Consider the following 24,013-nt stretch of genomic DNA (forward strand, 5'->3'; position numbering starts at 1 on the left):
AGCGTCAGACACCCATGCGATGGGATTCGGTCAAGGAGATGAACTGCTCGGTGGCGCGAACGCTTGCGGTCGTCGGCGAGCGGTGGACGATGCTGATACTGCGCGAGGCGTTTCTCGGACGCCGCCGCTTTGACGAGTTTCAGCAGGGAACCGGAATCGCGCGCAACATCTTGAGCTCGAGGCTGCGTGACCTGGTGCGAGACGGAATCCTCGATCGCGCCCGCAGCGAGGGCGACAACAGCCGCGTCGAGTATCGGCTGACCAAAAAGGGACTCGAACTCTATCCCGTGTTGATCGCAATGATGCGATGGGGCGACACCTGGCTCTGTGACGAATCAGGGCCGCCGATGACGCTGATGCATCGCGCCTGCGGCGCGAAGATGGCGCCGGATATGGTCTGTTCTCATTGCGGGGATCATCTCACGGCGCGCGAAGTCGTAGCGATTCCGCGCCGGCCGCCGCACGCGCGGCGGGGCGAGCGGGCCGATCGCAAGCGCCCCGTGCGCTGACTGTCACTCAAACTGAACCCACGCGCGAATCCCTGTGACTCCTGATCCGGGTTTCAGGCCGGGTTTGGGGATGACCTAGTTCAGCCTGACGCCGGCGGATTTGACGTGCTATGCGTACACTATGGTCAACCGCCAGGATGCCTCATATTCGCCGGGATTGCCCGAAATCGGACGACTCCCGCTTGTGGCAGAAATAATTTTTGACGGAACAAAGCTAGCCCTAGAGCGGAGCCGTGTCAAAACCACTACGGATGGTATGAATTGCTCTTTTCGGCCCTTTTCGATCAGTCAGAATCGCGCCCCCCTCGCAGTCTGATCCTCGCGGCGGATGCGCCTTCTATTGACCTTCGCCGACCGCACCAGCGAGCGCAACCAGTTGCGCGATGTCGGCCACCAGTTCGGTTCGTCAGGTCCGCAAATCGAACCAGTGCTCGCGCGCTTGGCCGTCTGGTGCCGCGCGCGCCATCCGCGCACAATATTCGTTTAACATGATTGAATTGGTGATGTTCGACGCGGACGGTGTGCTGTTCGATTCCGAAGAATCGAACGTTGCCTACTACAACTGGATTTTCGCGAGGATCGGCGAACCGCCACTGGACCGTGACGAGGAAATCGCGGCGATTTCGTTTGCCGCGAGCGAGGTGTTTGCGGCGCGCGCGCGTGGCGACGCGGCCAAGCTCGGCAGGATGCACGATTTGACCCGCAGCATGGATCAGACGCCGTTTTTCAAGATGCTGCGGCCGCCGATTGAGTTGCGCCCGTTCATGCTCGGGCTCAAGCGGCGCTACAAGCTCGGGCTGGCGACCAATCGATCGGCGACGGTGCCCGCGTTGGTCGAGCATCTTGGCCTTGGCGGCGTATTCGACGCCGTCGCCAGCGCACTCGACCAGGTTCGCCCCAAGCCTGCCCCCGACATCCTGCGCCTGTGCCTCCAACGCGCGGCTGTGGACGCGACGCGGGCCGTGTACGTGGGCGACAGCAGGATAGATCGCGAGGCGGCCGAGAGCGCGGGCATGCATTTCATCGGCGTCGGCAGCCGCATCGAACATCACCGCCTGATTGCGACGATTGCCGACCTGCGAGCAGCTCTCGAACGATTGGACGCGAGCCAGGCGTAAGGCGCGCTGGGCTAGCAGGGTGTTGAAAAACTCGTATCAAAAGGCAGGTCGGGTCTCGCACCATTCAACACCCTGCGCAAAAACTGTCTTCTTACCTACAACATCTCCCCCAAAGGGGGAGACCAGTGAAAAACCCCCTTTGGGGGAGACAAGAGAGAGGGAGCAGGCGTTGAAAATTACTTTTTCAACAGCCTGCTAGAGAATCATCTCGATCAGAGTCGGACCCGGCGTCGCGAGCGAGCGCTCCAGCTCAAGCGTGAGCGCCTCCGCCGTCTCGACGCGCACGCCCGCCACACCCATTCCCCGCGCCAGACTGGTCCAATCGATATCGGGATTGGAAAGGCTGGTGAGCGAGCGCGCTTTGCGGCCGGGTTCGGTCACGCCCGCGCGCGCAAGTTCAAACTGCAGGATTCGGTAGCTGTGGTTGTTGCACAGCACCGTCGTGACGTTGAGCGATTCGCGGGCCTGCGTCCACAGCGCCTGCAGCGTGTACATCGCGCTGCCATCGGCCTGAAAAGCGATCACGCGCCTGGTGGGACACGCGACGGCCGCGCCGGTTGCGCACGGCAATCCTTGCCCGATCGCGCCGCCCGCGAGCGAGAGATATGTATGCGGCGGCGCACCCGCCGACGCGGCCAGAAACGGCAGGCCGGTGGTGGCAGCCTCGTCCATTACGATCGCACCCTCGGGCATCACCGCCGCAATCGCGGCGCCCGCGGTCATCGCGTCGAGTTTTCCGACGGGACGTTCGGGACGCGACATTTTCGCCCGCGCCACCCCCGAAACCGGCGCCCCGATTTCGCCTGCGAGCGCTTCCAGAGCGGCCGGAACGTCATCGGTCGGCTCGGCCAGGATCGCGGCGTCGATGCCCTCAGGAATCAGCTGGCTGGGGAAATCGCGGTAGCCAAAAAACGCAACGGGCTTTTTCGCACCGGCGATGACAATCGAGTCGAACTGCTTCAGCATCTCGATCGCTTGCTCAGGAAAGTAGGGCAGGCGATCTACCGTCGGCGTACCGGCGCCGCGTTCGAGTCGGGCGGGAAAAGTTTCGCAGATCAGATGACATCCCGACTTCGCGGCGATGCGCGCAGCCGCCTTCAGGCCACGTGCGCGAAGCGCGATGCCGCCGAGAAAAAGCGCGACCCGATCGCCTTTGCGCATCGATTCGGCCGCCCGCTTGACCGCATCAGAGGACACCGCCGGCGGCGCCGGCGGCTCGATTGGCGCAGCCGGGCGCTCGGCAGGATCCCACTGGCAATCCGACGGGATGATCAACGTCGCGATTTGCCCCGGCGCGCGGCCCGCCGCCGCGATCGCATCCGCGGTCGCGTCGGCGAGCGATGCCGAATTGCGGACGCTCCGTATCCATCCCGAAACGGGAGTCGCGAGCGAAATGATGTCGGAAGTGAGCGGTGCGTCGGCGCCCACGTGCCACGTCGCATGGTCGCCGATCAAATTCACGATCGGCGAGCGCGCGCGCCGCGCGTTATGGAGATTCGCGATGCCGTTGGCGAAGCCGGGTCCGAGATGAAGCAGCGTCAGAGCAGGCTTCTCCGCCATCCGTCCGTAGCCGTCGGCGGCGCCGGTGCAAACACCCTCGAACAATCCGAGAATCGGCCGCAGCCCGTCGGCGGAATCGAGCGCCGCCACCAACGGCATTTCGGTTGTTCCCGGATTTGCAAAACACACCTCGACCCCTGCTGCGATCGCGGTGCGAATCAGGCTCTCAGCCCCATTCATGATCCAATCCTCGGCTGCGCGGCGGGGCGGCGCCCGATCCTCATGAAATCGGGCGCGGGATTCTGATGACCGAACTTATTCCTTTTCTGATCGATCATTACCGACTTTGCGCAGTGCCACACCGTCGCCGCGCGAATCGCGTCAAACGAGCGGTACCGCGCACGGAACAAAGGTGTCAAGCGCAAGTCACCATTCACGCCGAATCGGCGTGCCGGCGTCAAATCGAGAATACAAATGAGACGGCGCTAGCGCTTGTCGCCGCGACGATTCGCGAACTGATGGGCCGCTGCGGGATCATTGATCGGATGCGCAACCGGTGCGCCGCTTCGCGCGGCAATGGTCTGCGCGCATCTCAGATGCATCGGAGGCTCGCCGGTTATTTTGGCGCCGAAACCGAAACGGACGCCGCAGTGAACGCATCGCTCCTCCGACATCGCTCGTAACGTGTGGCACTTGCTATGATTACAAGACCCGCGACATGGGCCACCGGGCATTCCAGGAGTCGGAATAGTGATGAGGCTCATGGTTTCATCCTCGCAGTTTGTACTGCCACAGCTCGGACCCTTCGAATCTTGCATCAAGGCGCATGTTACAATCCCTGCCTCTTTGTAGCAAGATTGCGACGCAGTTCGCAAGATTGCCACAAGATATTTAGGCCTTTCTGTATATTTAGCTATTGGCTTCTTTCTTATGCTTAGTTTAGTTCTATATAATTTATTTTAATTGATTTGATGAGCAAGAGGTCTTGGCTAAGAATAGTCGTTTTGGGAGTAATTGGCGGTGGCTAGAGATAGCGTCTTATTGCATAGGATAGCGACAGGACTCCAGCACCGGCCGGAATATTGCGAGGGCTGTGGATGAATCAGGCGATCGGCAACGAACTGCCAATCAAGTTGCGCGAGCGCTCGAGGTTGCGCCGGAGGTAGCCGCGGACGTGGCGAGCGACGCCGTCATCGGCGTGGCCAAGAGCGACGGCGGCGGCAAATGCGGCCATCGCTGCTTCCATCGCACGTCGATCGGGCGGATTTTTTGCGCCAGCGCGAATCGCGCGCGCCAGCGCGCCGCGCAGCCCGCTTTTTTTCGAGATGTGCTTGTCGCCCAGCCGCTTGAGCGCCGCAAATGTCGCGCGCAGATCTTTTATCTCGGCTGCGTCGTACGCGGGCGCCGACTCGAGTGCTCCCGCAGCATGGCCCAGCATTAGGATCGCCGACATCGCCTGGCCTTGCGCGTAAGGCGATGTCAGTTCGGGGAGCAACGCGTCCATGATCGTGCGCTGCATTCCGCTGATGACTTCATTCAACGTTGGCCGTAGCATCTGACCACCTCAGACCAATCGAAGTTGGTTGGCCAAGTCCTCGAACAACTGCGGGATTAGCAGTTCAAGAAAAGGCATCATCGAGTCGGATGTGCGTCCCTCGACGAAGTCGCGGATTCCGGTCAGACAAATCACGACCATCTTCGCGTTGCCGAGCACCCGGTAGAAGAACAGCCGTTCCCGATCTACGCGATGGCCGGTCTTCTGTTCGTACAGGCGGTAAAACGCTTCGCGTTCCATCAGGCCGCCGGCTAGTTCGTCGCGTCCCCAGAAGGTCATCGATGCCCACCCGAGATCCTCCATCGGGTCGCCCAGATGCGCCATCTCCCAATCGAGCATCGCGATGATTCCATTGTCGTCGTATAGATAGTTTCCCGAACGATAGTCGCCATGAACGATCACCACGCGGTCGGTCACGACGGGGTTGGCTTTGAGCCATGCGAGCGCCGCGCTGAGGATCGGATAATTTTCGCCCATCCGGTCGCGTTCGTACACTTCGCTCCAATGCGCTGTCTGGATGCGGGCGGGGTCCTCGGGATTTTTCGGAGGCCCAAGAATCTCGAGCCCGTACTCGCGGTAATCGAGCGATTGCAATCGCGCCAGCTCGCTCAGGAAGTCATCTGCGACCTTCGCGCGCGTAGCTTCAGGCTCCACCGCCGGAAACGCCGACATGCCGGTGCGGCCCGGCGCGCGATCCATGATGAAAAACGGGCGATCCATCACGCTGGCGTCGAGCTCCAGGAACAGGGGCTCGGGAACCTTGAGGCCCGCGCGATGCATCGCGGCGATCACTTTGAACTCGCGCTCGCGATCGGTTTTGAGCAGTCCGCCAGTCGGATCGCGCCGCCCGATCATCGCGCGCGTGCGCGTCTGCCCGCCTTCGCTCCATTCCAGATCGAAGGCATACGTCTCGCGCGACGAACCGCCGGATATTCGTTTGAGGCCCACCACGCGATGCTCGCTCGCATGCGGCATCCGGCGTTTGAAATATTCGGTCAGTCGATGTTGATCCATTTTAGTGACGATCCCTCTGGCGCTAAGGATTCGGCGAGGTCGGCGGAAGCGCCGCCGGGTTTACCGGCGCCGTGATTCCACCCATCATGCTGCCCATCTGTGCGCGCAGGCGCTCCGCCTGCTCGACCTTGCCGTTGCGCATCAATTGTCTTTCGACGCCGAGCGCCTCGCGCTTGGCCTGCTCGAGCTGCTCGCGAGTAGGCGGCGAGATTGCAATCGCGCTCGCCAGTGTCTGCTGCGAAATTTGCGCCAGCAGTTGCGTCATCTGCACGGTCGCAGGCGAAGGCGGCGGCGCCGTCGTCGCGCCTGCGGCTTGTCCCAGCGCCTGAGCGAAACTCCCGGGCCCGCGCGCCATGATAAACAGTTGCGTCTCGTTCATGCTCGACGCACCGTCCAGCCGCGTGCCCGACGGTGCGCTATGGCTCATCGCATCCACGTTCATCACATCGAGCGACGGCGTCGCGCCGAGGTTGTTCAGCGTCATTATCGAATCATAGTGCATTTCGGCGGCGTGAGACCCATCGACTTCAAACGCGACTTCGCAGTCGCCGTCGCTTATCGGCGAGACTGCCGTCACCTGGCCTATGGTCGCCGACGCGTGAGTTATCGGGTCGCCCGGGCCCAGCCCGCCGGTCGTATCAAGCTGCGTGGAATAATACAACGGCTGACTGGCGCATCCCGCGGCCAGCAGGCCAAGAATGAACGCGGCGCCCGTCGATAATCGCCGGATCGCCGGCGCGCAAATTCCGATGGTCTTACGCAAATGCCGGCATCACTTCGCTGGCGAACAACTCGAGCGTCGGCGGTGGCGCGAAGTCGCTGAAGAAAATCGTAAACGTCGTGATTCCCATCGCCATGCGTTTTCGCAGTTCATCGACCAGTTGCCTGGGCGTGCCTTTGATTCCGGTGGTGATGAACGGCTTGAGCATCTGCGCCATCTTCCACTTCTGCTCGACTTCCTCCTCGGTCTTGCCGATGCACACCAGCAACTGCTCGGACACGTCGATGGTGTTTACGTCGCGCCCGACGTCTTTGCAGTGCTGCTTGAGCACGTTGAACTTGTGCTCGAAGCTTTCGTAGCCGGCCGGACAATTCCATCGGTCGGCGAACCTGGCGACCAGCTTCAACATGACCTTTTCGCCGCTGCCGCCGATCGTAATCGGAGGATGCGGTTGCTGCACCGGCTTGGGATTGCAGCTCGCTGCTTCGATCGAGTAGTGGCGCCCCTTAAACGTCGCGCGCTTCTCGGTGAACATCGCCTTCATGATGTGCAGGCCTTCCTCGAACATCTTGAGCCGCGTGCCCATCGAGGGGAACTGGTAGCCATAAGCCTTGTACTCCTCGTCCATCCAGCCCGCGCCGTAGCCGATTTCGAGACGGCCGTTGCTGATATGATCGATCGTCGCAAGCGTCTTCGCCAGCAGCGCCGGATTGCGGTACGAGTTGCATATCACCAGCGTGCCGATGCGAATTTTCTCGGTCTTCGCCGCCAGCCCCGCCATCAGCGCCAGGCATTCATGATGGTCGAGATCGGGCATCCCGCGCGTCCACATGTGATCGACCAGCCAGATCGAATGGTAGCCCAGCTTCTCGCATCGATGCGCCCGCTCTTCGAGCTGATGCCACGATTGTCCGGCTTGCGGAGAAAACAGGGCGAATTGCGCTTTCTTGCTCATTGAAATTTACTCCCGTGCGTGATCGGCGTGAGAACCTGCCGACTTTGTTTCGCACGGCGGACCGCGAAGGGTCAACCGGCGACGGGCCGGCGCGGGCGCGCACTTGTGCGACGAGGCGAAATTGTGGACAGGATTAGGCCCATGAAGATTCGACGGCGCATTGCTCTTGACCTCTTGGCGGTCCTGATTTGTTTTATCGCGCTGGGCGCGGTCGCGTCAGCCGGTGAAACCGGATTCAGCGCCGTCGGCGCGGCCCGCGAACTCAAAGGCGCGCCGGGGATTTACCAATGGACGTTTGCCGCGACGGTGGGCAAATCGCCGTTCGATAAGATCGCGCTGCATCGCGTCGCCAAGGGTCCGACTCCGCCCGCGCATCCCGAGGCGATCGTGCTCTATCTCCCCGGCACCAACATGAATGGCGAAGCGCTCGACGATCCGCGCTACTCGTTCCAGGTCTATCTGGCCGGGCACGGCGCGGACGTGTGGTCGATGGATTATCGCACGCATTTCATTCCGCCACAGACGCCGCAGAGCGATCTCTCCGAGCTGGCGGGATGGACCAACGATCTCTTCGAGACTGACATTGACGCAGCTGCGAAATTCGTCGGTGAAAAAACCGGCCGCGACAAACTGTTCGTCGCCGGCTTCAGCCGCGGCGTCGAGTTCGCCTACCTTTACGCCGCCAGCCATCCCGAGCGCGTCGCGGGAATCATTGCGCTCGACGGATTCATCCCGACTCACCCGATGCGCGCCGCGCCGCTGCCGGCCGGCCACTATGCCGACGACATCGGTGGCGAACATCTGACCTACGACAAGCGTTACAAGCTCATGCAGATGGTGATCGAGAATCCCGATCAGCCGGCGCCGATTCCCAAGTACAAAACCGCGCGCGAAAACCTGGAACACGTCGTGTACGATGCGGGCGGATTCTTCGGCGGCCACGGCGGACTCGCAAATCCGCAGGGCGGCTTTTCCGACGCCGTCGTGCTGGCAAAACTGCTAATCGGCTACGATCGCTACTGGCCTGCCGTTCAGGACCGCGAGAATCCATTCACGCCCGAGCTGCTTGCGGCGCTCAAGGCGTCGAAAATTCCCGTGATCGCCTTCGCCAGCACCAACTTCGGCGCGCAATGGCCCGCCCAGGTCGAAGCGGCGGCGAAATCGACTGGCGCGCCCGACCCCTCATTTACCAAGCTCGACAACTGGGGCCATCTCGACGTGTTGGCGGGAACGAAGTCTGAGAGCCGGGTCTTCGCGCCGACCGCAGCGTGGATCAAGCAGCATCAGAAGTAGGTGGATACTGGGGGGCATCGGGGCGCGGTGGAGCGGGGGGCGGAATAATCATGACCGCGGCGAGCGCCCACGCGCCGAGTGCGAGTCCGGCGACGGTCCATCGAATGGTCGAGCGGCCGCGGCGCGATGCGATGATCGCGGTTAAGGGAGCGAGCGCGAGATCGATGATGATCGAGGTCGCGATCAGATTCGCGGGCGGCTCGCGGTACCCCATCAGGGCGAATCCGGACGCGATGCTTAGCAGGCTGGCGATAGTGGTCATCGGTTTGCGCGGCTCGACACTCTATATATAGTTGAGAATCATGGCACGCCGCGACGACGACAACCTGATGAACAAGCTACGGCAGATGAGCGAAGAAGGCATCACCGGCTTGTTCAATGAGATCATGTCAAACGAGAGGATGCGCTCGAGTTTCGGGCGGGCGGGTGAACGTTTCATGGCGAACAAGCGATCTTTCGACCGCAACGTCGAACAGGTGCTCGACTTCGTCAATATCCCCTCCAAGCGGGACGTTCGCGAGCTCAAAGCGCGGCTCGATCATCTGAGCTCGCAACTGCTGAACCTCAGTATCAAACTCGATCGCATTCTCGATCATGACGAACCCACCAAAGCGAAGCCCGCGGTTAGACGCGCAAAGAAGCCGGGCTGATTAGCCGGCGCGCAAGCTGCGGCCTATTTCGGCGAGGTCCGCGATGGTGCGCGGCTCGCGGCCGAGGTCGGGCGCAACCATCAGGACTGCCCCGCCGGGAAGCGAATTGCGCAGAGCGCTCAGCGAAACCTCCTCGCGCGTCTTGAGCGCGGCGTAGTCGGCGAGATTGCGCTTCAATTTTCTTTTGAGCGACGGCGCGATCCGGGCCGACGATAGTTCCGCGGCGTCAGGCAGCTCCGCGATCACACGATTCACGACCATCGCGGCGACCCGCAAGCCGGCACGCTCCAGCGCGCCGATAAATTCGCGCGCCTGCGCGATTCGGCTCGACTCCGCGGTCGTGACGATCACGATTGCCGTGTCCGGCGCGCGCAGCTTGTCCTGGGCGTGCGCGGCGCGGGCGGAAAAACCTTCGTACATGCCGTCGAAACTGCGAACGAAGGACTGGACGTCGCTCAGCAGATTCAGGCCGGTCACGCGATCGAACGCCGCGAGCACGGCGCGCGCGGCAATATCCACCATCCGCAACTGGCTCCGGAACAGTCCGGCGGGCGCGCCGAGCAGACTGACGGCGCGCGAGTTGAGCAGTTCGAGCAGGCGCCGCGGCGCGTCGAGAAAGTCGAGCGCCTCGGCCGCCGGAGGAGTGTCGAGCACCAGCAGATCGGTCAATGGGTCGGCTGCCAGTTCGAGCAGCTTTTCCATCGCCATGTAGTCCGCCACTCCCGCAAGCGCGCCCGAGAGATTGCGATAGATTCGATTTTCAAGAATCGTGTCGCGCGCCGCGTCCGACAGCGCGTAACGCGCGACGATCGAATCGAAGGTGCGTTTTGGATCCAGGCGCAACGCGCGCAGCCTCGCGCGACCCGACCCGCCGCCACGGCGTGCATGACCAATGCCCTCGAGCCGGACCTCGATCGGCTCGGATGAATCCGCTCCAAGGCCGAGCGCGTCGAGCAGGCGCGGCGCGGGATCGACGGTCATCACATCCACCGCGCGTCCGATCACGGCGGCGTGCACGGCGAGCGCGGCGCTGATGGTAGTCTTGCCGACGCCGCCGGGCCCCAGGCAGATCACGAGGCTTTGCGAGCGCAAGTCGAACGACTCGGGACTGGCGGGATGCTTGAGACGGGCAGACGGCTTGAGCGGTACGGCCCTGGGCTTCATCGGTCGAGCAACTCCGCATCCAGCACGCGGCCAAGTTTCTCGACTTCGCCGAGTCCCATGGCCGGCGTGAACATCATCGGAAGGCTGAAGGTCGGGATGCCGGCGGCGGCGAACCGCGGCGCGGCTAGAGCCGCCTGTTTGTGCGCGGCGTTTCGGCGCATGGCCAGGCGGGCGTGGCCGCCGAGCGGACTCAGTGCGGCGAGCTCGGAAGCATCGAAGAGCAAATCGGGAACGCAGTTGATTATCGCGGCGACGGTGACGATGCCGAGCCGCTCGCGCATCGTGGCGGCGGTTTCGAGCGCCTCGCGAACCGCGAGATCCTCCGGCGTCATCGTGACGATCGCGCCGAATCGCGTCGCGTCGGTGAGGAACCTGTCGACCGAATGGGCAAGCCGGTTCAGCGTGCCGGCGGGCGCGATTCCCTTCACGCCCGACGCGACAGAGAGCAGTTCCAGCGCGCTGCCCGAGGCGGGCGCGTCGATCACGAGAAAATGATCCTCGAGCGCCGCGTCTCCCGCCATGATCCGGAGACGTTCCAGCAGCAGAAAAGCCTCGAGACCCGGCAGCGCGGCGGTTACGTAACCAAAGGTTCGGCTGCGCAGCATCCGGCGCGAGATGGCGCGAATCGGGACGATGCGCTCGATGAAGGCTTCGAGCTCGGCGCGCGGCGTGAGCGCGACGGCGTCGAGCGAGTCGGTGACTTTGACCGCGGTCGAATCCTCCACCGTCGCGCCCAGCGCCGCGGCCGCGGACAGGCGGCGGTCGAGATCGGCGAGCGTGGTCGGACGCCGGCGCGACAGCGCAATCGCCAGCGCGGCAGCGACCGTGCTCTTGCCGGTGCCACCTTTGCCGGTTACGAACAAGACCCGCGGCAGCGTCATCGGCTAGAATGTAAGGGTCGCGCAGCGAACAGTAAACCTTGCGCGGGAAGAGAGTTGGTTGTGAGCGAAAATAAACCGCCGGCGATCGATTCGATGCTGATTGCGATACCGCCCGAGCAGATCGTGCTGTTCAAGTCGATCGTCGAGTCCTACGACAATCTCGCGACGCTGCGGACCGAGGATCCCACGCGGCATCATCTGCGGATTTACTTCTCGGCGGATTCGCGCGACGAAGTCGAGGCGATGATGGTGTCGCTGGCCGCGCAGTTCACGATCGAGCGGCTCGCGTAGCAGGGGAAAGGAGGAAGACAGGGGGCGTTCTTTCGGTTGCTTAAACCTGCTTGACTTTATTTTGCTATATCTTTATAAGTATGAAAATATGAAGAAGTCAACCGCAATCGTGGCGCTGGGCGCGCTGGCGCAAGGGACTCGGCTCGACATCTTTCGTCTGCTGGTGCAGAAGGGTCCCGCGGGGTTGCCGGCCGGCGAGATCGGCACGCGCCTGGGTCAGCCCTCGCCCACGTTGTCATTTCACCTGAACCAACTCAGATTTGCGGGCTTGGTGAGTTCGCGGCGCGCGAGCCGATCGATCATCTACAGCGCCAATTTCAAGGCGATGAGCGATCTGCTTGCGTACCTGACTGAGAACTGCTGCGGCGGGTGGCCGGAGCTATGCGGTTCAGCCGCCGCGCCAGACAGCGGATCCGAATGCGCGTCTCAGCAGACTGTCACGCCAAAGAAAAATCGGAAAGCGCAATAGTGAACCGATCCTCGACGGACGACCGCGCCGTGGCCAATCGTGAATACAATGTCTTGTTTCTATGCACGGGCAATTCCGCGCGCAGCATCATGGCGCAATGCGCGATCGGACGGTGGGGCAGGGGAAAGTTCAAAGGATACAGCGCCGGGAGCCATCCCAAGGGCGCCGTCCATCCGATGACATTAGAGCTGCTCCAGGAGCTGAACTACGACACCTCCAGCTTGCGCAGCAAGAGCTGGGACGAATTTGCCCGTGCGGACAGTCCGCCGCTCGACTTTGTCTTCACGGTCTGCGATCGGGCGGCCGCCGAGCAGTGCCCGCTATGGCCGGGACAACCGATCACTGCGCACTGGGGCGCGGCCGACCCGGCGGCGTATGAGGGAAGCGACGAGGAAAAGCGCCGCTTCTTCTTCCGCGTCTACCGCGAGCTGGAAAACCGCATCAAGATTTTCACGAGCCTGAGAATCGAGGCACTTGACAGTTTCGCTCTGCAGGATCGAGTCAAGGAAATCGGCAAGGTCAAACTCCCCGAAGGGCGCGAGTAGCGGCTGCATCTCGCACCTCCGCCGATACGGAGAAGTTAGCAATGAACGCATCAATGACGATGGCACAGACGCCGGTCCTTCGCCGGCTCTCGTTTCTCGACCGCTACCTGACGCTATGGATCTTCCTGGCGATGGCGGCCGGGGTCGTGTTGGGAGCGGCGGCGCCGGGCGTGAGGATTGTCTTCGATCGCCTGAGCGTGGGCACCACCTCAATACCGATCGCGATCGGGCTCATCCTGATGATGTACCCGCCGCTGGCGAAGGTGAATTACGACGAGCTTGGAGATGTCTTTCGCGATTGGAAAATCCTTGGCCTCTCGCTGGTCCAGAACTGGACCATCGGTCCGATCCTGATGTTCGCGCTCGCGGTGATATTCCTTCGCGATCGTCCGGAGTATATGACCGGGCTGATCATCATCGGCCTGGCGCGATGTATCGCGATGGTGATCGTGTGGAACGAACTCGCCGGCGGCGACTCGGAGTATTGTGCCGGACTGGTTGCGTTCAATTCGATCTTTCAGGTGCTTTTCTTTTCACTCTATGCATTCGTGTTCGTGACGGTGCTGCCCCGATGGCTCGGATTGAGCGGCGCTATCGTCGAAGTCACGATCGGCAAGATCGCGGAAAGCGTCGGCATCTACCTGGGCGTGCCGTTCGTTGCGGGCTTTGCGACCTGGAAGATCCTTACCTCGCGCAAGGGCAAGGTCTGGTATCGCGAGCGTTTCATTCCGAAGGTCAGTCCGCTCACGCTGGTCTTTCTTCTCTTCACGATCGTCGTGATGTTTTCGATCAAGGGCGCGAAAATCGTGCATCTGCCGCTCGATGTCGTGCGCATCGCGATTCCGCTGCTGCTCTACTTCACGATCATGTTCGCGCTTTCCTTCGTACTGAGCCGCGCCGTCGGCGCAACCTATCCGCAGACCGCGACGCTGTCCTTCACCGCGGCGTCCAACAATTTCGAGTTGGCAATCGCAGTCGCGGTCGCGACCTTCGGGATCGACAGCGGGGCGGCATTCGCCGCCGTAATCGGCCCGTTGATCGAGGTCCCGGTGATGATTGGTCTGGTGGATGTCGCGCTATGGGCTCGGCGCCGTTATTTTCGCAGCGGCGACGCCTGCACCCAATGTTAAGAAGAGATGCGGACTTAAAATTCCGAAACCTCACGAGGTTTCGGACTCCCCGTTGAATAAGACAGGGGCCGTTCCAGCTATCTGGAACGGCCCCTCAAGTTTTTCGTCAACGGCTGCCACTCAGCAGCATGCAGCCCGAACCAGCCTACTTCAGGGCTTTGCCCTTAATTCTGAACTTTGTGTTGTTGCTGGAACTGTAAGTGCCACCGCACGCGGCAATTGCTCCGCCAGTTGTATAAACATTGCTGTCCCAGAGCATGCACCCGCCGTTGAGAAGATTCGGCGCGTAGTAGGGGGCCGTGTCGGGAAAACAGTCTCCGCCTGTGAACGCGATAGCCTCGGTATCCTTTGAACCAGCGATATCTATTTCGCCGTATGCAGGTGAGCATGCGATGCCATAACTTGTAGATCCGGCGCCATAATCGTAGGTCTCATAAAACGTCATCGCGCCTTTGCCCGCGGAGCCACTGGCAGTCCCAGTGTAGGTGCAGCATGAGCACGAACCGCTTGGACAGAACGATTCAAAGCCCTCTCCACCTGTGCAGTAGCCGGCAGCGCAGGTGGTCGGCGCTTCGATCATGGTCAGGGTAATACTGTAGTTCGACGGTTTCGTTGTAGAGTCCGGCGTAGCTCCCTGCTGATTTGCCGATCCGTTCTGCGCTGGTGCCGGTCCGTTCCGACCTGCCCAAGTGGGCGCGGCGCAAAACACGGCTGTGGCAAGCATCGCAATCATAAGGAATCTGAATTTCATCGGTCCCCTCCCTAATCCTGTTACGCGGCGCTTTACGACGTTAGGCCGCGGGTTTTTACGCTTGGCTGCGACGAACAAAACAAGCCGGCTCGATCGAGTCGAACAACTCCCGTTGAGCCACGATCGCCACAGCACATGCTTGGATATCAGTTAAGCAATCGCTGAGTTGGCTGCAACGCCCTCTCGCGCACAAAAATGAGCTTTTGGTACGGCGGGGCACTCTTCGTGCTCAATTCGGAAATCACCAAGTGACTTCACTGGGGGAGTCCACGTTCAGGCTCGTCCTCAAAAGAGGGCCGAGCGGCAAATCTGTTCCTTAGAAGTAATCGAGGCAAACAGCCTGCCGGCGGGCGCCTATTTCGCGAATGCGGCCGCGTAGTCGCGTCACCTGCAGTTCCATTTCCAATTGCTTCCCTACTGGCGCCGCGCGAGCGTGAGCGTGCAGAAAAGACCGCTGTGGTCGGAGTAGGGGACATCGGCCCGCTGATTCGCGATGAGCTCGAGGCTTGCCGAAGCAGTCCACGCGTGTGAGTTGGCTGCGACGATGTAGTCAATCCATTCGGGGCGTTGGTCATGGGAGTCCGCGTATGTTCCGAGGCTGCCTCGCTCGCGCGCCTCGGCAGTCAGATCCGTCCCGAGGGCCGCGATGAGTGAATAGAGAGACTCGCGCGAGTCGGTGTTGAAATCTCCCGCAACTATCGCGGGCAGCGATGCATGGAAGCGGGACACCATCTCGCGAAGCTCGTTGAGCTGCGCTTCGCGAACATCGGCATAGTCGATCCCCGGATATGCCGACTGGAGATGAGTATTGACAGCGCAGATGCGCTGTTCGCCGCGCTCGAGCTCGACGGTCAGAATGCCCTTGCCGCCGAGTCCATCGCCCTCCCAGACTTTCCATGCCGGCGCGCTCGCGGCGAAGGCGTGAAACTCCGGCGCTGCGCGCACCCGCCATCCCGCACAGGCGCTGACGAATGCGAGCAGTCCGCCCCGGGGACCGGCGCTCCGGCGCTTGATGCAGATTGGAATCCAATCGGGTTGCAGCGCCAGGGTAAGACGATCGACAAGCGAGCCGAACCAGACTTCCTGAAATAGCGCAACGTCCGGCGACAGTTCGCGCATTTTCGCGCTTACCCGATCCATCCGGCCGCCGGGGTCTTTGGACAATGGCCACGCCATTGCGTGCAGGTTCCATGAAAGAACCTTAAGGCAGATGTCGCGCATGGCGATTTATACGCTAGCTGGCGATTGCGACGGCGTAGTCGCGGCCTTCCCAATTGCGCGTCTCGCGCCAGTTGAACGTAAAGCGAACCGGGGCGCGCTGGCCTGCGCCGATATCGATGTCAACGTAATCGAAGCCGATCGGCGTTGAATTCGACCCGCTATCGTTGAAGTGCCGCCATTCGTCGTTGGACCAGTGAAGCGTGAAGGGCCCAGTGGCCTGAATGCGCAGGCGGTCGCCGGGTGCAACCGACCTGACGCGCCGGTTGGATTTCCAGACGCGAAGGCGGCTCGGCTTTCGTCCGAGCTTCAGGTAGCGGTCTTTGACTTCGTCGATCAGGTCGAAGACCCGCGCGTCCGAGGCCGAGCGCAGCAGCTTGATGTACTCGGCATGCGCCCACATCAAGGGAGTCGCGCTGCCGGTCTGGTAGCCATACCTGAGCAGCTCGTGCGGGATGTCGGGTTGATCCCAGATCTGTTCGGGCAGCAACTGCGTCGAATTCGCAAACCGTTCCAGCGCTCTCAGATAGGGCGTCGGGTCACGACCCGCCGCGAGTTCGTAATGCCCGCGCTCACCGGTCAGCAGCGGCCACGGGCGTCCGCGGCCCCATCCGATAAACGGGCCGCCGTCGTCAAGCTGTCCATAGCCGTCATGCGTGTAGCGCCGCCAGCACGGACCGGCAGGGAAGTTGGTCTTCAGCACGGCGTCGATGACGCGGATCGAATCCTCCATCAGCGGATCGCCGGCTTTGCGAATGCCGTAGCGGACCAGCTCGAGAAATCCGCCGTCAACGATCTCCGCCACGGGGAATTCAGCCTGCGCGCCGGGTGCGCGATTGTGAATGAAGACGCGCTTGCCGTCGATGCTTTCGTCGGCGTCCGGATCGCCGACGTCGATGGGATTGATCCTGACGTAGTGGCGCTTGACGCCGGGGACGAGGAAGCCCTGATTGGTGACGGTCCAGGTTTCGATGTGCGCCTCGAGGAAGTCGGCATACTCCTCGAGGAATTGCGCGGTCACCAGGTCGCCGCGGTCGCGAGCGAAGCAGGCCGCGCAGATCAATCCGGCGACATTTGCCGCAAGCGTCGAGGGCGAGTAGCCGGCGTTTTCTTCCCATCGCTCCTGCGGCGTGGCGCATCCGTTGTCGATTAGAAAGTGGGCTGCCCGCAGCACCATCGGATACGGATCGAAATCCTCAAGCATGCCGTGTTTGTGCATCCGCCCCGCGAGCAGGATCGGAAACGAAACTTCGTCGAGCTGAATCCCGTTCCAGTAGGGCCTCCCGTCGATCCAGAAGTTCTGCGGAAAGCCGCCGTCGGGGCGCTGCGCACAGGCGAGATAGATCAGGGCGCGCAGCGCGGTGGCGAGTTCGCCCGCAGCGGCCAATCCGATCACGCTGTTGACCATGTCGCGGGTCCACACCAGATGGTAGCCGCCAAGGTCCTCGTCGCCCTTGGCCTCGCCCCAGGGGATGCTGAGCGAAGCGATGATCGCGCCGGGATAAGTTTTGTCTTCATGGGCGAGCAGCAGCTCGCGGCTGCGGCGATAGAGCGCGCCGCCGTCGCCGGAGAATTTCTCAAGCGGAAGGAAATGGTGCGACGCGCGACGCCATTGCTCGAGGAAGCGGGCGCGATGCTTGGGGAAAGGTTCGGCGAGCGACTGATAGAGAGTAGTCACGGCGCGATTGAGCTTGCGGCCGAAGCCCAGCCCAAGGGTGAAAGAGTAGCCCTTGCGCAAATCGATCTCGGCGGTCAGCGCGATATTGCCGTCGAGCGCGGCGGCGAACTGATAATCCATTTCGAAGTTGTCGCTGATGTCCCGCCATCCATCGGTATTTCCGACGTATCCGCACGAAGCCCTGAGAAATGGCACTGTGGCTCCCAAAGCCAGCCATACGTCGTCCTTGTTCGCGGTCAGGAACTCGTGCCCGACGATTTCGGCCAGGTAACCGTTGTTACCCCATCCGCCGACACACAGATGCGGCGCGAGCATGACGTAGAGGTGCAGTTTTTTGAGCAGCTCCGGGTCGCCCTCGAGCCGGGTGTTGATGAGCAGGGTCGACAAATGCGGATCGGTGATCACTTCCTTGAAGAGATGATAGCGGCCATCGGGCGAATGGCCGACGATTCGCACGCCGAGGCCGGTGGCGTCGAGGTACTCGGTGGTGGAATCGAGATTGCGGCGTTCTTCGTGGAAGAAGGTCTCGCCGTCGGTGATTAGGAACTGGAGGTCGCGGACCTGCGGCTGATCGATGGTGGGAAAATAAATCTCGTTGACGACGCCGACGGAGGTGGTGAACCATAGATGGCTTCCGGAGGAGTAGGCGGTGCAGACCGCATCCTTGGCGCTGCGGGTCCATCGCGGCGGGATTCCGGGTGCGCCGGTGGCGACCGGAGATTTCAGAATTATTGCCATAAACCCTCTGATCGATTCGCCTAAAGGGTCAGACCGTTTCGGGTTGTTCGGGTTTCGTTGTTGTCGCGGCCGGATTTTCCGCGGGCTTCAGGCGAAACATCCAGGCGACGCCGACGCTGATCGCGTATAGCAGCACCAGCGGAATCGCGAGCAGGAACATCGAGATCACGTCGGGCGGAGTCAGAGCCGCAGAGACCACGAAGATGGCGACGATCGCATAGCGCCAGTAGCTGAACATCATCTTGTAGTCGATCATCCCGAGCTTGGTGAAAAAAAACGCGAAAATCGGCATCTCGAACGTGAGCGCGAACGCGAGCAGCAGCTTGGATGAGAACGCCAGGTACTCGCTGATGCGGATGGTCGGGGTGACTCCGATGTACGCGTATTGAGCCAGGAAAAATGCGTAGCCGACTCTGAAGACGACGGCCCAGCAGAAATATCCCCCGAGCACGAAAAACATCGTCGCGAAGAAGACGAACGGCCTGGCCATCCTGCGTTCCGCTTCGTACAAACCCGGCGCGATAAATTTCCAGATTTCGTAAAAGACTACGGGACTGGCGATGAACAGTCCGGCGATCAGCGCAACCTTGATCTCGGTGTAGAACGCCTCGCCGACGCCGGTGCCGATCAGCAGCACCTTGCCGCCCGAGACCTCGCGAATCGGCCAGGTCAGCATGCGGAACAGCGGATTTCTGATCGCATACGCGAGGACGAAGCCGGCGCCGATGGCGATGAAGGCGCGAATCAGCCGGGTGCGCAGTTCCTGCAGATGCTCGACCAGCGGCATCCGCGCCTGTTCCGGCGTCTCCTCGATGGGCGCGGGCGGTGTGATATCCTCGCTAGCCACAGTGCGGGATGACCGGCTATTTGTTCTCGGGCGGCCGGACGGGGGGCGGCCCGGACTGGGGCGCGATGGGCGCGGGCGGCGGCAGTTTGGCGGGCGGCTCGTCGAGCACCTCGGTCAGTTCGTGGAGGACGGTATTGCTCGCCAGACGCAGCTCGCGCAAAATTTTTCCCACAGTGCGCATAACCTCGGGCAGGCGTTCGGGGCCGACGACAATCAGCGCGATCGCGAGGATCAAAACTATTTCAAAAAGGTCCAAACTTCGATGACCGTCCGGCGTACTGGCCAGCGCAATTCGATGACTTTGCGCGCTGCGGAAAAATTCCGCGCAACCGCGCCTGCTCCATGCCAGTTAATCATTATACCCGACCGGGGTGTCAACGATGCTTAAAACCGGGGTCGTCGCGGATCGCCGCTACCTGAAGCACTTCGCCGGCCGGGCGCATCCCGAGCGTCCGGCGCGCGCCGAGGTCATGATCGAGATGGCGGAGTCGCTCACGCGGCCGGATCTGAGATTCATGGCGCCGCGCGAAGCGACGCACGAGGAACTCGCGAGCTGCCATGTCCCTCAGTATATCGCGACGGTCGCGCGGACGGCGTCGATCGATCGGTTCGACTTCGATCCGGACACGCATAGCTCGCGCGACTCGTACGCGACCGCGATCCTGGCCGCAGGCGGCGTGCTTACGGCAGCCGAGGCCGTGATGGACGGAGCAATAGATAATGGATTTGCTATTGTTCGGCCACCAGGGCATCACGCACTGCCTAATCGCGCGATGGGATTCTGCTTCTTCAATAATGTTGCAATCGTGGCGAAGTGGCTAATCGAAAAACGCGGCCTCAAGCGGGTGATGATCGTCGACTGGGACGTCCATCATGGCAATGGCTCGCAGGATATGTTTTACGAATCGCCCGAAGTGCTCTACGTATCCACGCACCAGTTCCCGGAATACCCCGGCACCGGCTCGCTCCACGAGATCGGGTACGGCGCCGGACTGGGATTCACCGTGAATGCGCCGATGGCGGCGGAATTCGGCGACGCTGAGTATATCCGCGTGTTCGATCGCCTGATAATGCCGATCGGACGCCATTTCAATCCCGAGTTCATACTCGTCTCATGCGGTTTCGATGCGCATTTCCGCGATCCGCTCGCGCAGATGCGCGTGACCGAGGCGGGATTTGCAGCGATGGCGCGGCGGGTGAAGCGGCTGGCCGCGGAATGCTGCGGCGGGAGGATGGTCGCGGCGCTCGAAGGCGGCTACGACCTCGAAGCAATCGCGGAGTCGGGACGCGCGGTGATCGACGAATTTGGACGCGACGCCGATGAGCCGATTCGCCCGGATGATGGCGGCGACCGGGTGATGCCGATGATCGAGCGGGCGGCGCAAGACGTCGGCCGCTTCTGGAATCTGGGCTAGGGCGATCGATGCCGCCAAAGCAACGCTCTGCGGACAACGTCCCGGCCGAGAACGGGAGCGCGCGTAGCCGTCTCGCCTCAATAGGCAGTTCCGATTCGCATGAATACCCACTAGACAAGCAGACAGTAGCCATTGGCAGCCATCCGTCGAACGATGTAGTGCTCGACGACACGACGGTATCGCGCCGTCACGCCACGATTACGCGCAAGCCTGGCCGCTTCGAGCTGGCGGACCTCGGCTCGACTAACGGCACGTTCGTCAACGGTGGCCGAGTGCGCAAACCGATCGCGCTGAAGCGCGGCGACGAGATCAAATTCGGCTCTGCGCGTTTTGCTTTTATCGCTGCGGGCGATCCGATACCGGCGCCGGCGCGGGCGCCGCGCGCCCCCAGCCGGCTGGGGCGGCGGCTTGCGATTCTGGCCGCGATGTTCGTCGCGGGATTCGCGGGAGTTCGCTACCGAAGCGAGATCGGACCCGCCGCGTCGGCAATCGGCGCATGGATTTCGCCGCGCCGGTCCAGTTCCGCGCCTTCGGCGGCCAATACTCAGTCGGCATCGGCCAACTTGCAAGCAAAGGCAACTTCAACGCCAGCGTCGCCGGCGATTCCCGCAGTAGTCGAGCCCGAATGGTTAAGGCGAGTGAACTACTATCGGGCGATGGTGAAGCTGGCGCCGATAGTCGAAGATCCGGCGCTGAGCAAGGGCGATCGCGCGCACACTATGTACGTCGTCAAGAACTACCACGGCACGATCAAGCACGGGGGCCTCGGCACCGAGATGCATACCGAGGATCCGGGGAGTCCATACTTTACGCCCGAAGGACTCGAGGCGGCCAAGGCCAGCGACATGGACGTGTGGTCCATGCGAGGGGTGTCCAGCGATGCGAGCGCCACCTCGGACGCACGCGGATGGGGCTCGCCGGTGTGGTCGATCGACGGATGGATGTCGATACCGTTCCATCGCATGCCGATCCTCAATCCGCGACTGACCAGCGCAGGCTTCGGAATCTACTGCGAGTCGGGAGCCTGCGCCGCGGGACTCAACTTATTGAACGGCACGCAGCGGAAATTGCCGGCGGGCGCGGCGGAGAGCGGGCCGATCGAGTTTCCTCCTGACGGCGCAACCGTCGCGATAAGGTCGTTCGGCAACGAATGGCCCGATCCGCGCACCAACTGTCCCGGCTACGAGCCACCCAGCGGACTGGCTATTACACTACAACTCGGCGCCTGGATGGATACTCATCTGGGCGAATACTCAATCGCGCGGGAAAACGCCGACGGCAGCCGCACCGCAGTCGAAGCATGCGGGTTCGATTCGACTAGCTACTCGAATCCCGATGGATACTCACAAGAACTGGGGCGAAACGTTCTGAAGTCTTACGGCACGGTCGTGCTGATTCCGCGCGCGCCGCTTGACAAGGGCGCGAAGTACGCGGTGTCGATGAGCGCGAACGGAAAGCAGTACGACTGGACTTTTTCCACACGTCCGTGATGTAGTGCGCCTGTTAACCGATGGTTATCGAGGGGGGGGCGGCAATTCTCCCCCGATGAGCAAAAAGAGGGCGACGGTTGTCGTGAGACGCGTGATATTAGTGGTGGTGGCGATCTGCTGCTGCGCGCTCGCCGGATGTTTTGAGTGGACCGAAGATCAGCAGGGCAACCTGCAATCGGTGGGCTTGCCGGGGGTGCCAATCTGGAAATCCAAAACGCCTCCTGCCCCGTTGACTCCGAGCGAAGTGGGATTCACGCCCGAGGAAGCGTCGAAGGTGAGCGGGCCGGTTCTGGTCGAGCCGCCGCACGAATCGGTCAAAGCCTACCGGTACCGCTACTATCAAACCGGGCAGAATCGGTGTCAGGAAGATCTCAATAAGCTGCTGGCGGAGAGGGCGGCGAGCAGCGCGACGGGGCTGGCGCCGTACTGCACGGAAACTCCCACAGCGCCCCCCTCGAAGGGCGACGCGCTTATCTTCTAGATGGCTGCGGGCTTGAGCGGCCCGCGCGGAAGTAACCGCAAATGCTGAGGAGAGCGCAGGCCGCACGTCTGCTGGCGGTGGATCGCGAGACGCCGGGCACGCGGTTGCTGCTGCTTGGGCGGGATGAAGCGGGGATAGGCAGCGTGGAAGGGTCGGGACTGCGAGTCGCGGATGCGAGCGTAGCCGATCGTCATGCGACCATTAGATACTCGCGCGGCCGTTACTATGTCGTCGATCTCAAGTCGGCGGCCGGCACCTTTGTCAATGGACGGCGGATTCGCCGCAAGCAGGAGCTCAAGCACGGCGACAATATCCGTTTTGGCGTTGCAGTTCCGTACCGATTTATCGATCCGGACGCGCTCAAGCGGCGACGTTGGCGCCAGAACCTGCGTGCCGGTGCGGTTGTCGCAGCACTTGTCGTAGTCGGATTGGCAGATCATTTCGGGAAATGGGGCCTGGTTTCCCGCGCGACGGTCGCGGAGATTGTCGCATGGGCGGATTCGCACGCCACCTCAAAGCGTGTCGATGCGCCGACGACCAGATTTGCAAGCGCGCCGACTCCCGCAGCTTCATTGGCACGCCCAACGAATCCGCCGGCTGCGGTTTATGCTGCCAGCGTGGCGGTGCCGTCGCCGACGCCGAATTTACCCGCGTCGTCACCGGCCACCGATGAATCCGCGTCGTCGTCGATGGCATGGTTGGAGCGGATCAACTTTTACCGCTCTGGTCTTGGGCTCGATCCGATTCGCGATAACTCCGAGCTGAGTGCCGCTGCCGCGGCGCATACGCGCTACCTGCTGCTCAACTTCGGCGAAGACATGCGCAGTGCAAAGCCGATGGGCGCGGAGGCGTACCAGGAGAAGCCCGGCAGGAGCGGCTACTCGGCAAATGGCGCGAGCGTGGCGCGAAACCTCCAGCTCGCGTGGGGCTGCAGTTCGTTCGAGGCCGGGCAGCAGATCGATCATTGGATCGAGGGCCCGTTTCATCGCCTCGCGATGCTCGATCCTTTCCTGGCAGAGGCCGGTTTCGGCGAGGCCTCGAGCGACGAATGCTGGGTCGCCGCGCTGCGATTGCCGCCACCGCCCGAGGAAGAGAAGCCGTATCCGCGCGCGATAGAATTTCCACCCGACGGTGCCGCTGTGTCGCTGGATTGGATCGGACTCGAGGCGCCCGACCCGCTGGCGAGCTGCCCCGGCTACGAACGGCCGGTGGGGCTTCCAATCACGCTGCAAATCGGGCGGCTGGTGGGCACGAAACTCTCCGCGCATTCGTTGATGGAGGACGGCAAACCGATCGAGCACTGCGCATTCGACGCGCCAAGCTATCGCAATCAGAACGCGACCGGGCAGGAATTCGGCCGCTGGAATCTGCGCGCCTCAAGTGCGGTGATGATCGTCCCGCGCGCGCCGCTTCGACCCGGGTCGCGCTACTCGGTCTCGATTACCGCGAAAAATAAGACCTATGCATGGAGCTTCACGGTCGCGGAGACGGCGACGACGTTCACCGCGATCGCCAGGTTTCCAACGCCGGCGCCGACCGCGCCGCCCGTGACCGAGCCGACCAACGCGCCACCGCCGCGGCCGGTGTCGCCGCGTCCACG

General features: G+C 62.1%; 26 protein-coding genes. 13 read left to right on the forward strand and 13 right to left on the reverse strand.

The genetic code is table 11. From position 1 onward, the window contains the following. The first annotated feature begins 14 nt into the window (after positions 1-14). Together VIO10_RS14660 and VIO10_RS14665 are read left to right on the forward strand one after the other, a co-directional pair. Positions 15-509, forward strand: coding sequence for a helix-turn-helix domain-containing protein (locus VIO10_RS14660; protein ID WP_331965796.1), 495 nt, complete (start codon positions 15-17; stop codon positions 507-509). Positions 510-997: 488 nt separating this feature from the next. Further along, complete coding sequence (locus VIO10_RS14665) at positions 998-1,627, forward strand: HAD family hydrolase (RefSeq protein ID WP_331965799.1); 630 nt, start codon at positions 998-1,000, stop codon at positions 1,625-1,627. Positions 1,628-1,822: 195 nt separating this feature from the next. Here the strand turns inward: VIO10_RS14665 and VIO10_RS14670 are convergent, their stop codons facing one another. Beyond that, on the reverse strand, positions 1,823-3,367 hold the full coding sequence (locus VIO10_RS14670) for an acetolactate synthase large subunit (RefSeq protein ID WP_331965802.1): 1,545 nt from the start codon (positions 3,365-3,367) through the stop codon (positions 1,823-1,825). Positions 3,368-3,432: 65 nt separating this feature from the next. Here VIO10_RS14670 and VIO10_RS14675 point away from each other — a divergent pair, with 65 nt between their 5' ends. Further along, positions 3,433-3,810: a hypothetical protein gene (locus tag VIO10_RS14675; RefSeq protein ID WP_331965805.1), complete on the forward strand. Its 378-nt coding sequence runs from the start codon at positions 3,433-3,435 to the stop codon at positions 3,808-3,810. Positions 3,811-4,229: 419 nt separating this feature from the next. Here VIO10_RS14675 and VIO10_RS14680 read toward each other — a convergent pair whose 3' ends face one another. From VIO10_RS14680 to VIO10_RS14695, 4 genes are read right to left on the reverse strand one after another with little or no spacing between them, the layout of a single operon-like run. Further along, entirely contained in the window at positions 4,230-4,682 is a 453-nt protein-coding gene (locus tag VIO10_RS14680; protein WP_331965808.1) for a hypothetical protein, read from the reverse strand. 9 nt (positions 4,683-4,691) lie between these two features. Then, positions 4,692-5,696, reverse strand: coding sequence for a phosphotransferase family protein (locus tag VIO10_RS14685; protein ID WP_331965811.1), 1,005 nt, complete (start codon positions 5,694-5,696; stop codon positions 4,692-4,694). 22 nt (positions 5,697-5,718) lie between these two features. Continuing rightward, complete coding sequence (locus VIO10_RS14690) at positions 5,719-6,459, reverse strand: MlaD family protein (protein ID WP_331965814.1); 741 nt, start codon at positions 6,457-6,459, stop codon at positions 5,719-5,721. Then, positions 6,452-7,372, reverse strand: a complete 921-nt coding sequence (locus VIO10_RS14695) for a TIGR03560 family F420-dependent LLM class oxidoreductase (protein WP_331965817.1) — start codon at positions 7,370-7,372, stop codon at positions 6,452-6,454. Before VIO10_RS14695 ends, VIO10_RS14690 begins: the two co-directional genes overlap by 8 nt. Positions 7,373-7,513: 141 nt before the next feature. Between VIO10_RS14695 and VIO10_RS14700 the strand changes: the two genes are divergently transcribed. Further along, a complete protein-coding gene (locus tag VIO10_RS14700; protein ID WP_331965820.1) occupies positions 7,514-8,665 on the forward strand; it encodes an alpha/beta hydrolase in 1,152 nt (383 codons plus the stop codon). Here VIO10_RS14700 and VIO10_RS14705 read toward each other — a convergent pair. Then, entirely contained in the window at positions 8,646-8,927 is a 282-nt protein-coding gene (locus VIO10_RS14705; RefSeq protein ID WP_331965823.1) for a hypothetical protein, read from the reverse strand. The two genes, VIO10_RS14700 and VIO10_RS14705, sit on opposite strands and share 20 nt — an antisense overlap. A 40-nt stretch (positions 8,928-8,967) precedes the next feature. Here VIO10_RS14705 and VIO10_RS14710 point away from each other — a divergent pair, with 40 nt between their 5' ends. Continuing rightward, positions 8,968-9,315 carry a hypothetical protein gene (locus tag VIO10_RS14710; RefSeq protein ID WP_331965826.1) on the forward strand — a complete coding sequence of 116 codons (348 nt, stop codon included), beginning with the start codon at positions 8,968-8,970 and terminating at the stop codon, positions 9,313-9,315. Here VIO10_RS14710 and VIO10_RS14715 read toward each other — a convergent pair whose 3' ends face one another. Both VIO10_RS14715 and VIO10_RS14720 read right to left on the reverse strand, forming a co-directional pair. Next, the gene (locus tag VIO10_RS14715; RefSeq protein WP_331965829.1) at positions 9,316-10,479 is read right to left on the reverse strand and encodes an ArsA family ATPase; all 1,164 of its coding nucleotides are present in this window, start codon (positions 10,477-10,479) and stop codon (positions 9,316-9,318) included. After that, complete coding sequence (locus tag VIO10_RS14720; protein ID WP_331965832.1) at positions 10,476-11,360, reverse strand: ArsA-related P-loop ATPase; 885 nt, start codon at positions 11,358-11,360, stop codon at positions 10,476-10,478. The genes VIO10_RS14715 and VIO10_RS14720 overlap by 4 nt, the downstream gene beginning before the upstream one ends. A 60-nt stretch (positions 11,361-11,420) precedes the next feature. On the opposite strand from VIO10_RS14720, the gene VIO10_RS14725 reads away from it, so the two are divergent. From VIO10_RS14725 to arsB, 4 genes are all read left to right on the forward strand, one after another. Further along, on the forward strand, positions 11,421-11,651 hold the full coding sequence (locus tag VIO10_RS14725; protein ID WP_331965835.1) for a DUF4911 domain-containing protein: 231 nt from the start codon (positions 11,421-11,423) through the stop codon (positions 11,649-11,651). A gap of 88 nt (positions 11,652-11,739) precedes the next feature. Then, positions 11,740-12,120 (forward strand): metalloregulator ArsR/SmtB family transcription factor, encoded by a 381-nt coding sequence (locus VIO10_RS14730; RefSeq protein ID WP_331965838.1) that lies wholly within the window; start codon positions 11,740-11,742, stop codon positions 12,118-12,120. Next, positions 12,120-12,665, forward strand: coding sequence for an arsenate reductase ArsC (locus tag VIO10_RS14735; RefSeq protein WP_331965841.1), 546 nt, complete (start codon positions 12,120-12,122; stop codon positions 12,663-12,665). The genes VIO10_RS14730 and VIO10_RS14735 overlap by 1 nt, the downstream gene beginning before the upstream one ends. 41 nt (positions 12,666-12,706) lie before the next feature. Further along, a complete protein-coding gene (gene arsB / locus VIO10_RS14740) occupies positions 12,707-13,795 on the forward strand; it encodes an ACR3 family arsenite efflux transporter (protein WP_331965844.1) in 1,089 nt (362 codons plus the stop codon). 145 nt (positions 13,796-13,940) lie between these two features. On the opposite strand, the gene VIO10_RS14745 is transcribed toward arsB, so the two are convergent. From VIO10_RS14745 to VIO10_RS14765, 5 genes are all read right to left on the reverse strand, one after another. Continuing rightward, positions 13,941-14,546, reverse strand: a complete 606-nt coding sequence (locus tag VIO10_RS14745) for a hypothetical protein (protein WP_331965847.1) — start codon at positions 14,544-14,546, stop codon at positions 13,941-13,943. A 414-nt stretch (positions 14,547-14,960) separates the two neighbouring features. Then, positions 14,961-15,767, reverse strand: a complete 807-nt coding sequence (locus tag VIO10_RS14750; RefSeq protein ID WP_331965850.1) for an endonuclease/exonuclease/phosphatase family protein — start codon at positions 15,765-15,767, stop codon at positions 14,961-14,963. 13 nt (positions 15,768-15,780) lie between these two features. Then, entirely contained in the window at positions 15,781-18,180 is a 2,400-nt protein-coding gene (locus VIO10_RS14755) for a glycoside hydrolase family 15 protein (RefSeq protein ID WP_331965853.1), read from the reverse strand. Between the two features lie 28 nt (positions 18,181-18,208). Next, positions 18,209-19,027, reverse strand: a complete 819-nt coding sequence (tatC, locus tag VIO10_RS14760; protein ID WP_331965856.1) for a twin-arginine translocase subunit TatC — start codon at positions 19,025-19,027, stop codon at positions 18,209-18,211. A gap of 16 nt (positions 19,028-19,043) precedes the next feature. Continuing rightward, the gene (locus tag VIO10_RS14765) at positions 19,044-19,262 is read right to left on the reverse strand and encodes a Sec-independent protein translocase subunit TatA/TatB (protein ID WP_331965859.1); all 219 of its coding nucleotides are present in this window, start codon (positions 19,260-19,262) and stop codon (positions 19,044-19,046) included. 145 nt (positions 19,263-19,407) lie between these two features. On the opposite strand from VIO10_RS14765, the gene VIO10_RS14770 reads away from it, so the two are divergent. The 4 genes from VIO10_RS14770 to VIO10_RS14785 form a co-directional block, all read left to right on the forward strand. Further along, a complete protein-coding gene (locus tag VIO10_RS14770) occupies positions 19,408-20,442 on the forward strand; it encodes a histone deacetylase (RefSeq protein WP_331965862.1) in 1,035 nt (344 codons plus the stop codon). Between the two features lie 8 nt (positions 20,443-20,450). Next, positions 20,451-21,932, forward strand: coding sequence for an FHA domain-containing protein (locus VIO10_RS14775; protein WP_331965865.1), 1,482 nt, complete (start codon positions 20,451-20,453; stop codon positions 21,930-21,932). A 55-nt stretch (positions 21,933-21,987) separates the two neighbouring features. Next, positions 21,988-22,413 (forward strand): hypothetical protein, encoded by a 426-nt coding sequence (locus VIO10_RS14780; protein ID WP_331965868.1) that lies wholly within the window; start codon positions 21,988-21,990, stop codon positions 22,411-22,413. Between the two features lie 41 nt (positions 22,414-22,454). Then, positions 22,455-24,013 (forward strand): FHA domain-containing protein (locus VIO10_RS14785; RefSeq protein ID WP_331965871.1); only part of this gene is annotated, 1,559 nt, incomplete at its 3' end.

Origin of the sequence: Candidatus Binatus sp. (assembly GCF_036567905.1) — a bacterium.
Lineage (GTDB): Bacteria > Desulfobacterota > Binatia > Binatales > Binataceae > Binatus.

Coding starts and splice junctions, on each gene's coding strand:
- VIO10_RS14700 (WP_331965820.1), top strand. CDS start 7,514: ATGAAGATTCGACGGCGCATTGCTCTTGACCTCTTGGCGGTCCTGATT.
- VIO10_RS14695 (WP_331965817.1), bottom strand. CDS start 7,372: ATGAGCAAGAAAGCGCAATTCGCCCTGTTTTCTCCGCAAGCCGGACAA.
- VIO10_RS14710 (WP_331965826.1), top strand. CDS start 8,968: ATGGCACGCCGCGACGACGACAACCTGATGAACAAGCTACGGCAGATG.
- VIO10_RS14775 (WP_331965865.1), top strand. CDS start 20,451: ATGCCGCCAAAGCAACGCTCTGCGGACAACGTCCCGGCCGAGAACGGG.
- VIO10_RS14680 (WP_331965808.1), bottom strand. CDS start 4,682: ATGCTACGGCCAACGTTGAATGAAGTCATCAGCGGAATGCAGCGCACG.
- arsB (WP_331965844.1), top strand. CDS start 12,707: ATGAACGCATCAATGACGATGGCACAGACGCCGGTCCTTCGCCGGCTC.
- VIO10_RS14670 (WP_331965802.1), bottom strand. CDS start 3,367: ATGAATGGGGCTGAGAGCCTGATTCGCACCGCGATCGCAGCAGGGGTC.
- VIO10_RS14770 (WP_331965862.1), top strand. CDS start 19,408: ATGCTTAAAACCGGGGTCGTCGCGGATCGCCGCTACCTGAAGCACTTC.
- VIO10_RS14780 (WP_331965868.1), top strand. CDS start 21,988: ATGAGCAAAAAGAGGGCGACGGTTGTCGTGAGACGCGTGATATTAGTG.
- VIO10_RS14755 (WP_331965853.1), bottom strand. CDS start 18,180: ATGGCAATAATTCTGAAATCTCCGGTCGCCACCGGCGCACCCGGAATC.
- VIO10_RS14720 (WP_331965832.1), bottom strand. CDS start 11,360: ATGACGCTGCCGCGGGTCTTGTTCGTAACCGGCAAAGGTGGCACCGGC.
- VIO10_RS14675 (WP_331965805.1), top strand. CDS start 3,433: ATGACCGAACTTATTCCTTTTCTGATCGATCATTACCGACTTTGCGCA.
- VIO10_RS14715 (WP_331965829.1), bottom strand. CDS start 10,479: ATGAAGCCCAGGGCCGTACCGCTCAAGCCGTCTGCCCGTCTCAAGCAT.
- VIO10_RS14665 (WP_331965799.1), top strand. CDS start 998: ATGATTGAATTGGTGATGTTCGACGCGGACGGTGTGCTGTTCGATTCC.
- VIO10_RS14730 (WP_331965838.1), top strand. CDS start 11,740: ATGAAGAAGTCAACCGCAATCGTGGCGCTGGGCGCGCTGGCGCAAGGG.
- VIO10_RS14705 (WP_331965823.1), bottom strand. CDS start 8,927: ATGACCACTATCGCCAGCCTGCTAAGCATCGCGTCCGGATTCGCCCTG.
- VIO10_RS14660 (WP_331965796.1), top strand. CDS start 15: ATGCGATGGGATTCGGTCAAGGAGATGAACTGCTCGGTGGCGCGAACG.
- VIO10_RS14745 (WP_331965847.1), bottom strand. CDS start 14,546: ATGAAATTCAGATTCCTTATGATTGCGATGCTTGCCACAGCCGTGTTT.
- VIO10_RS14750 (WP_331965850.1), bottom strand. CDS start 15,767: ATGCGCGACATCTGCCTTAAGGTTCTTTCATGGAACCTGCACGCAATG.
- VIO10_RS14685 (WP_331965811.1), bottom strand. CDS start 5,696: ATGGATCAACATCGACTGACCGAATATTTCAAACGCCGGATGCCGCAT.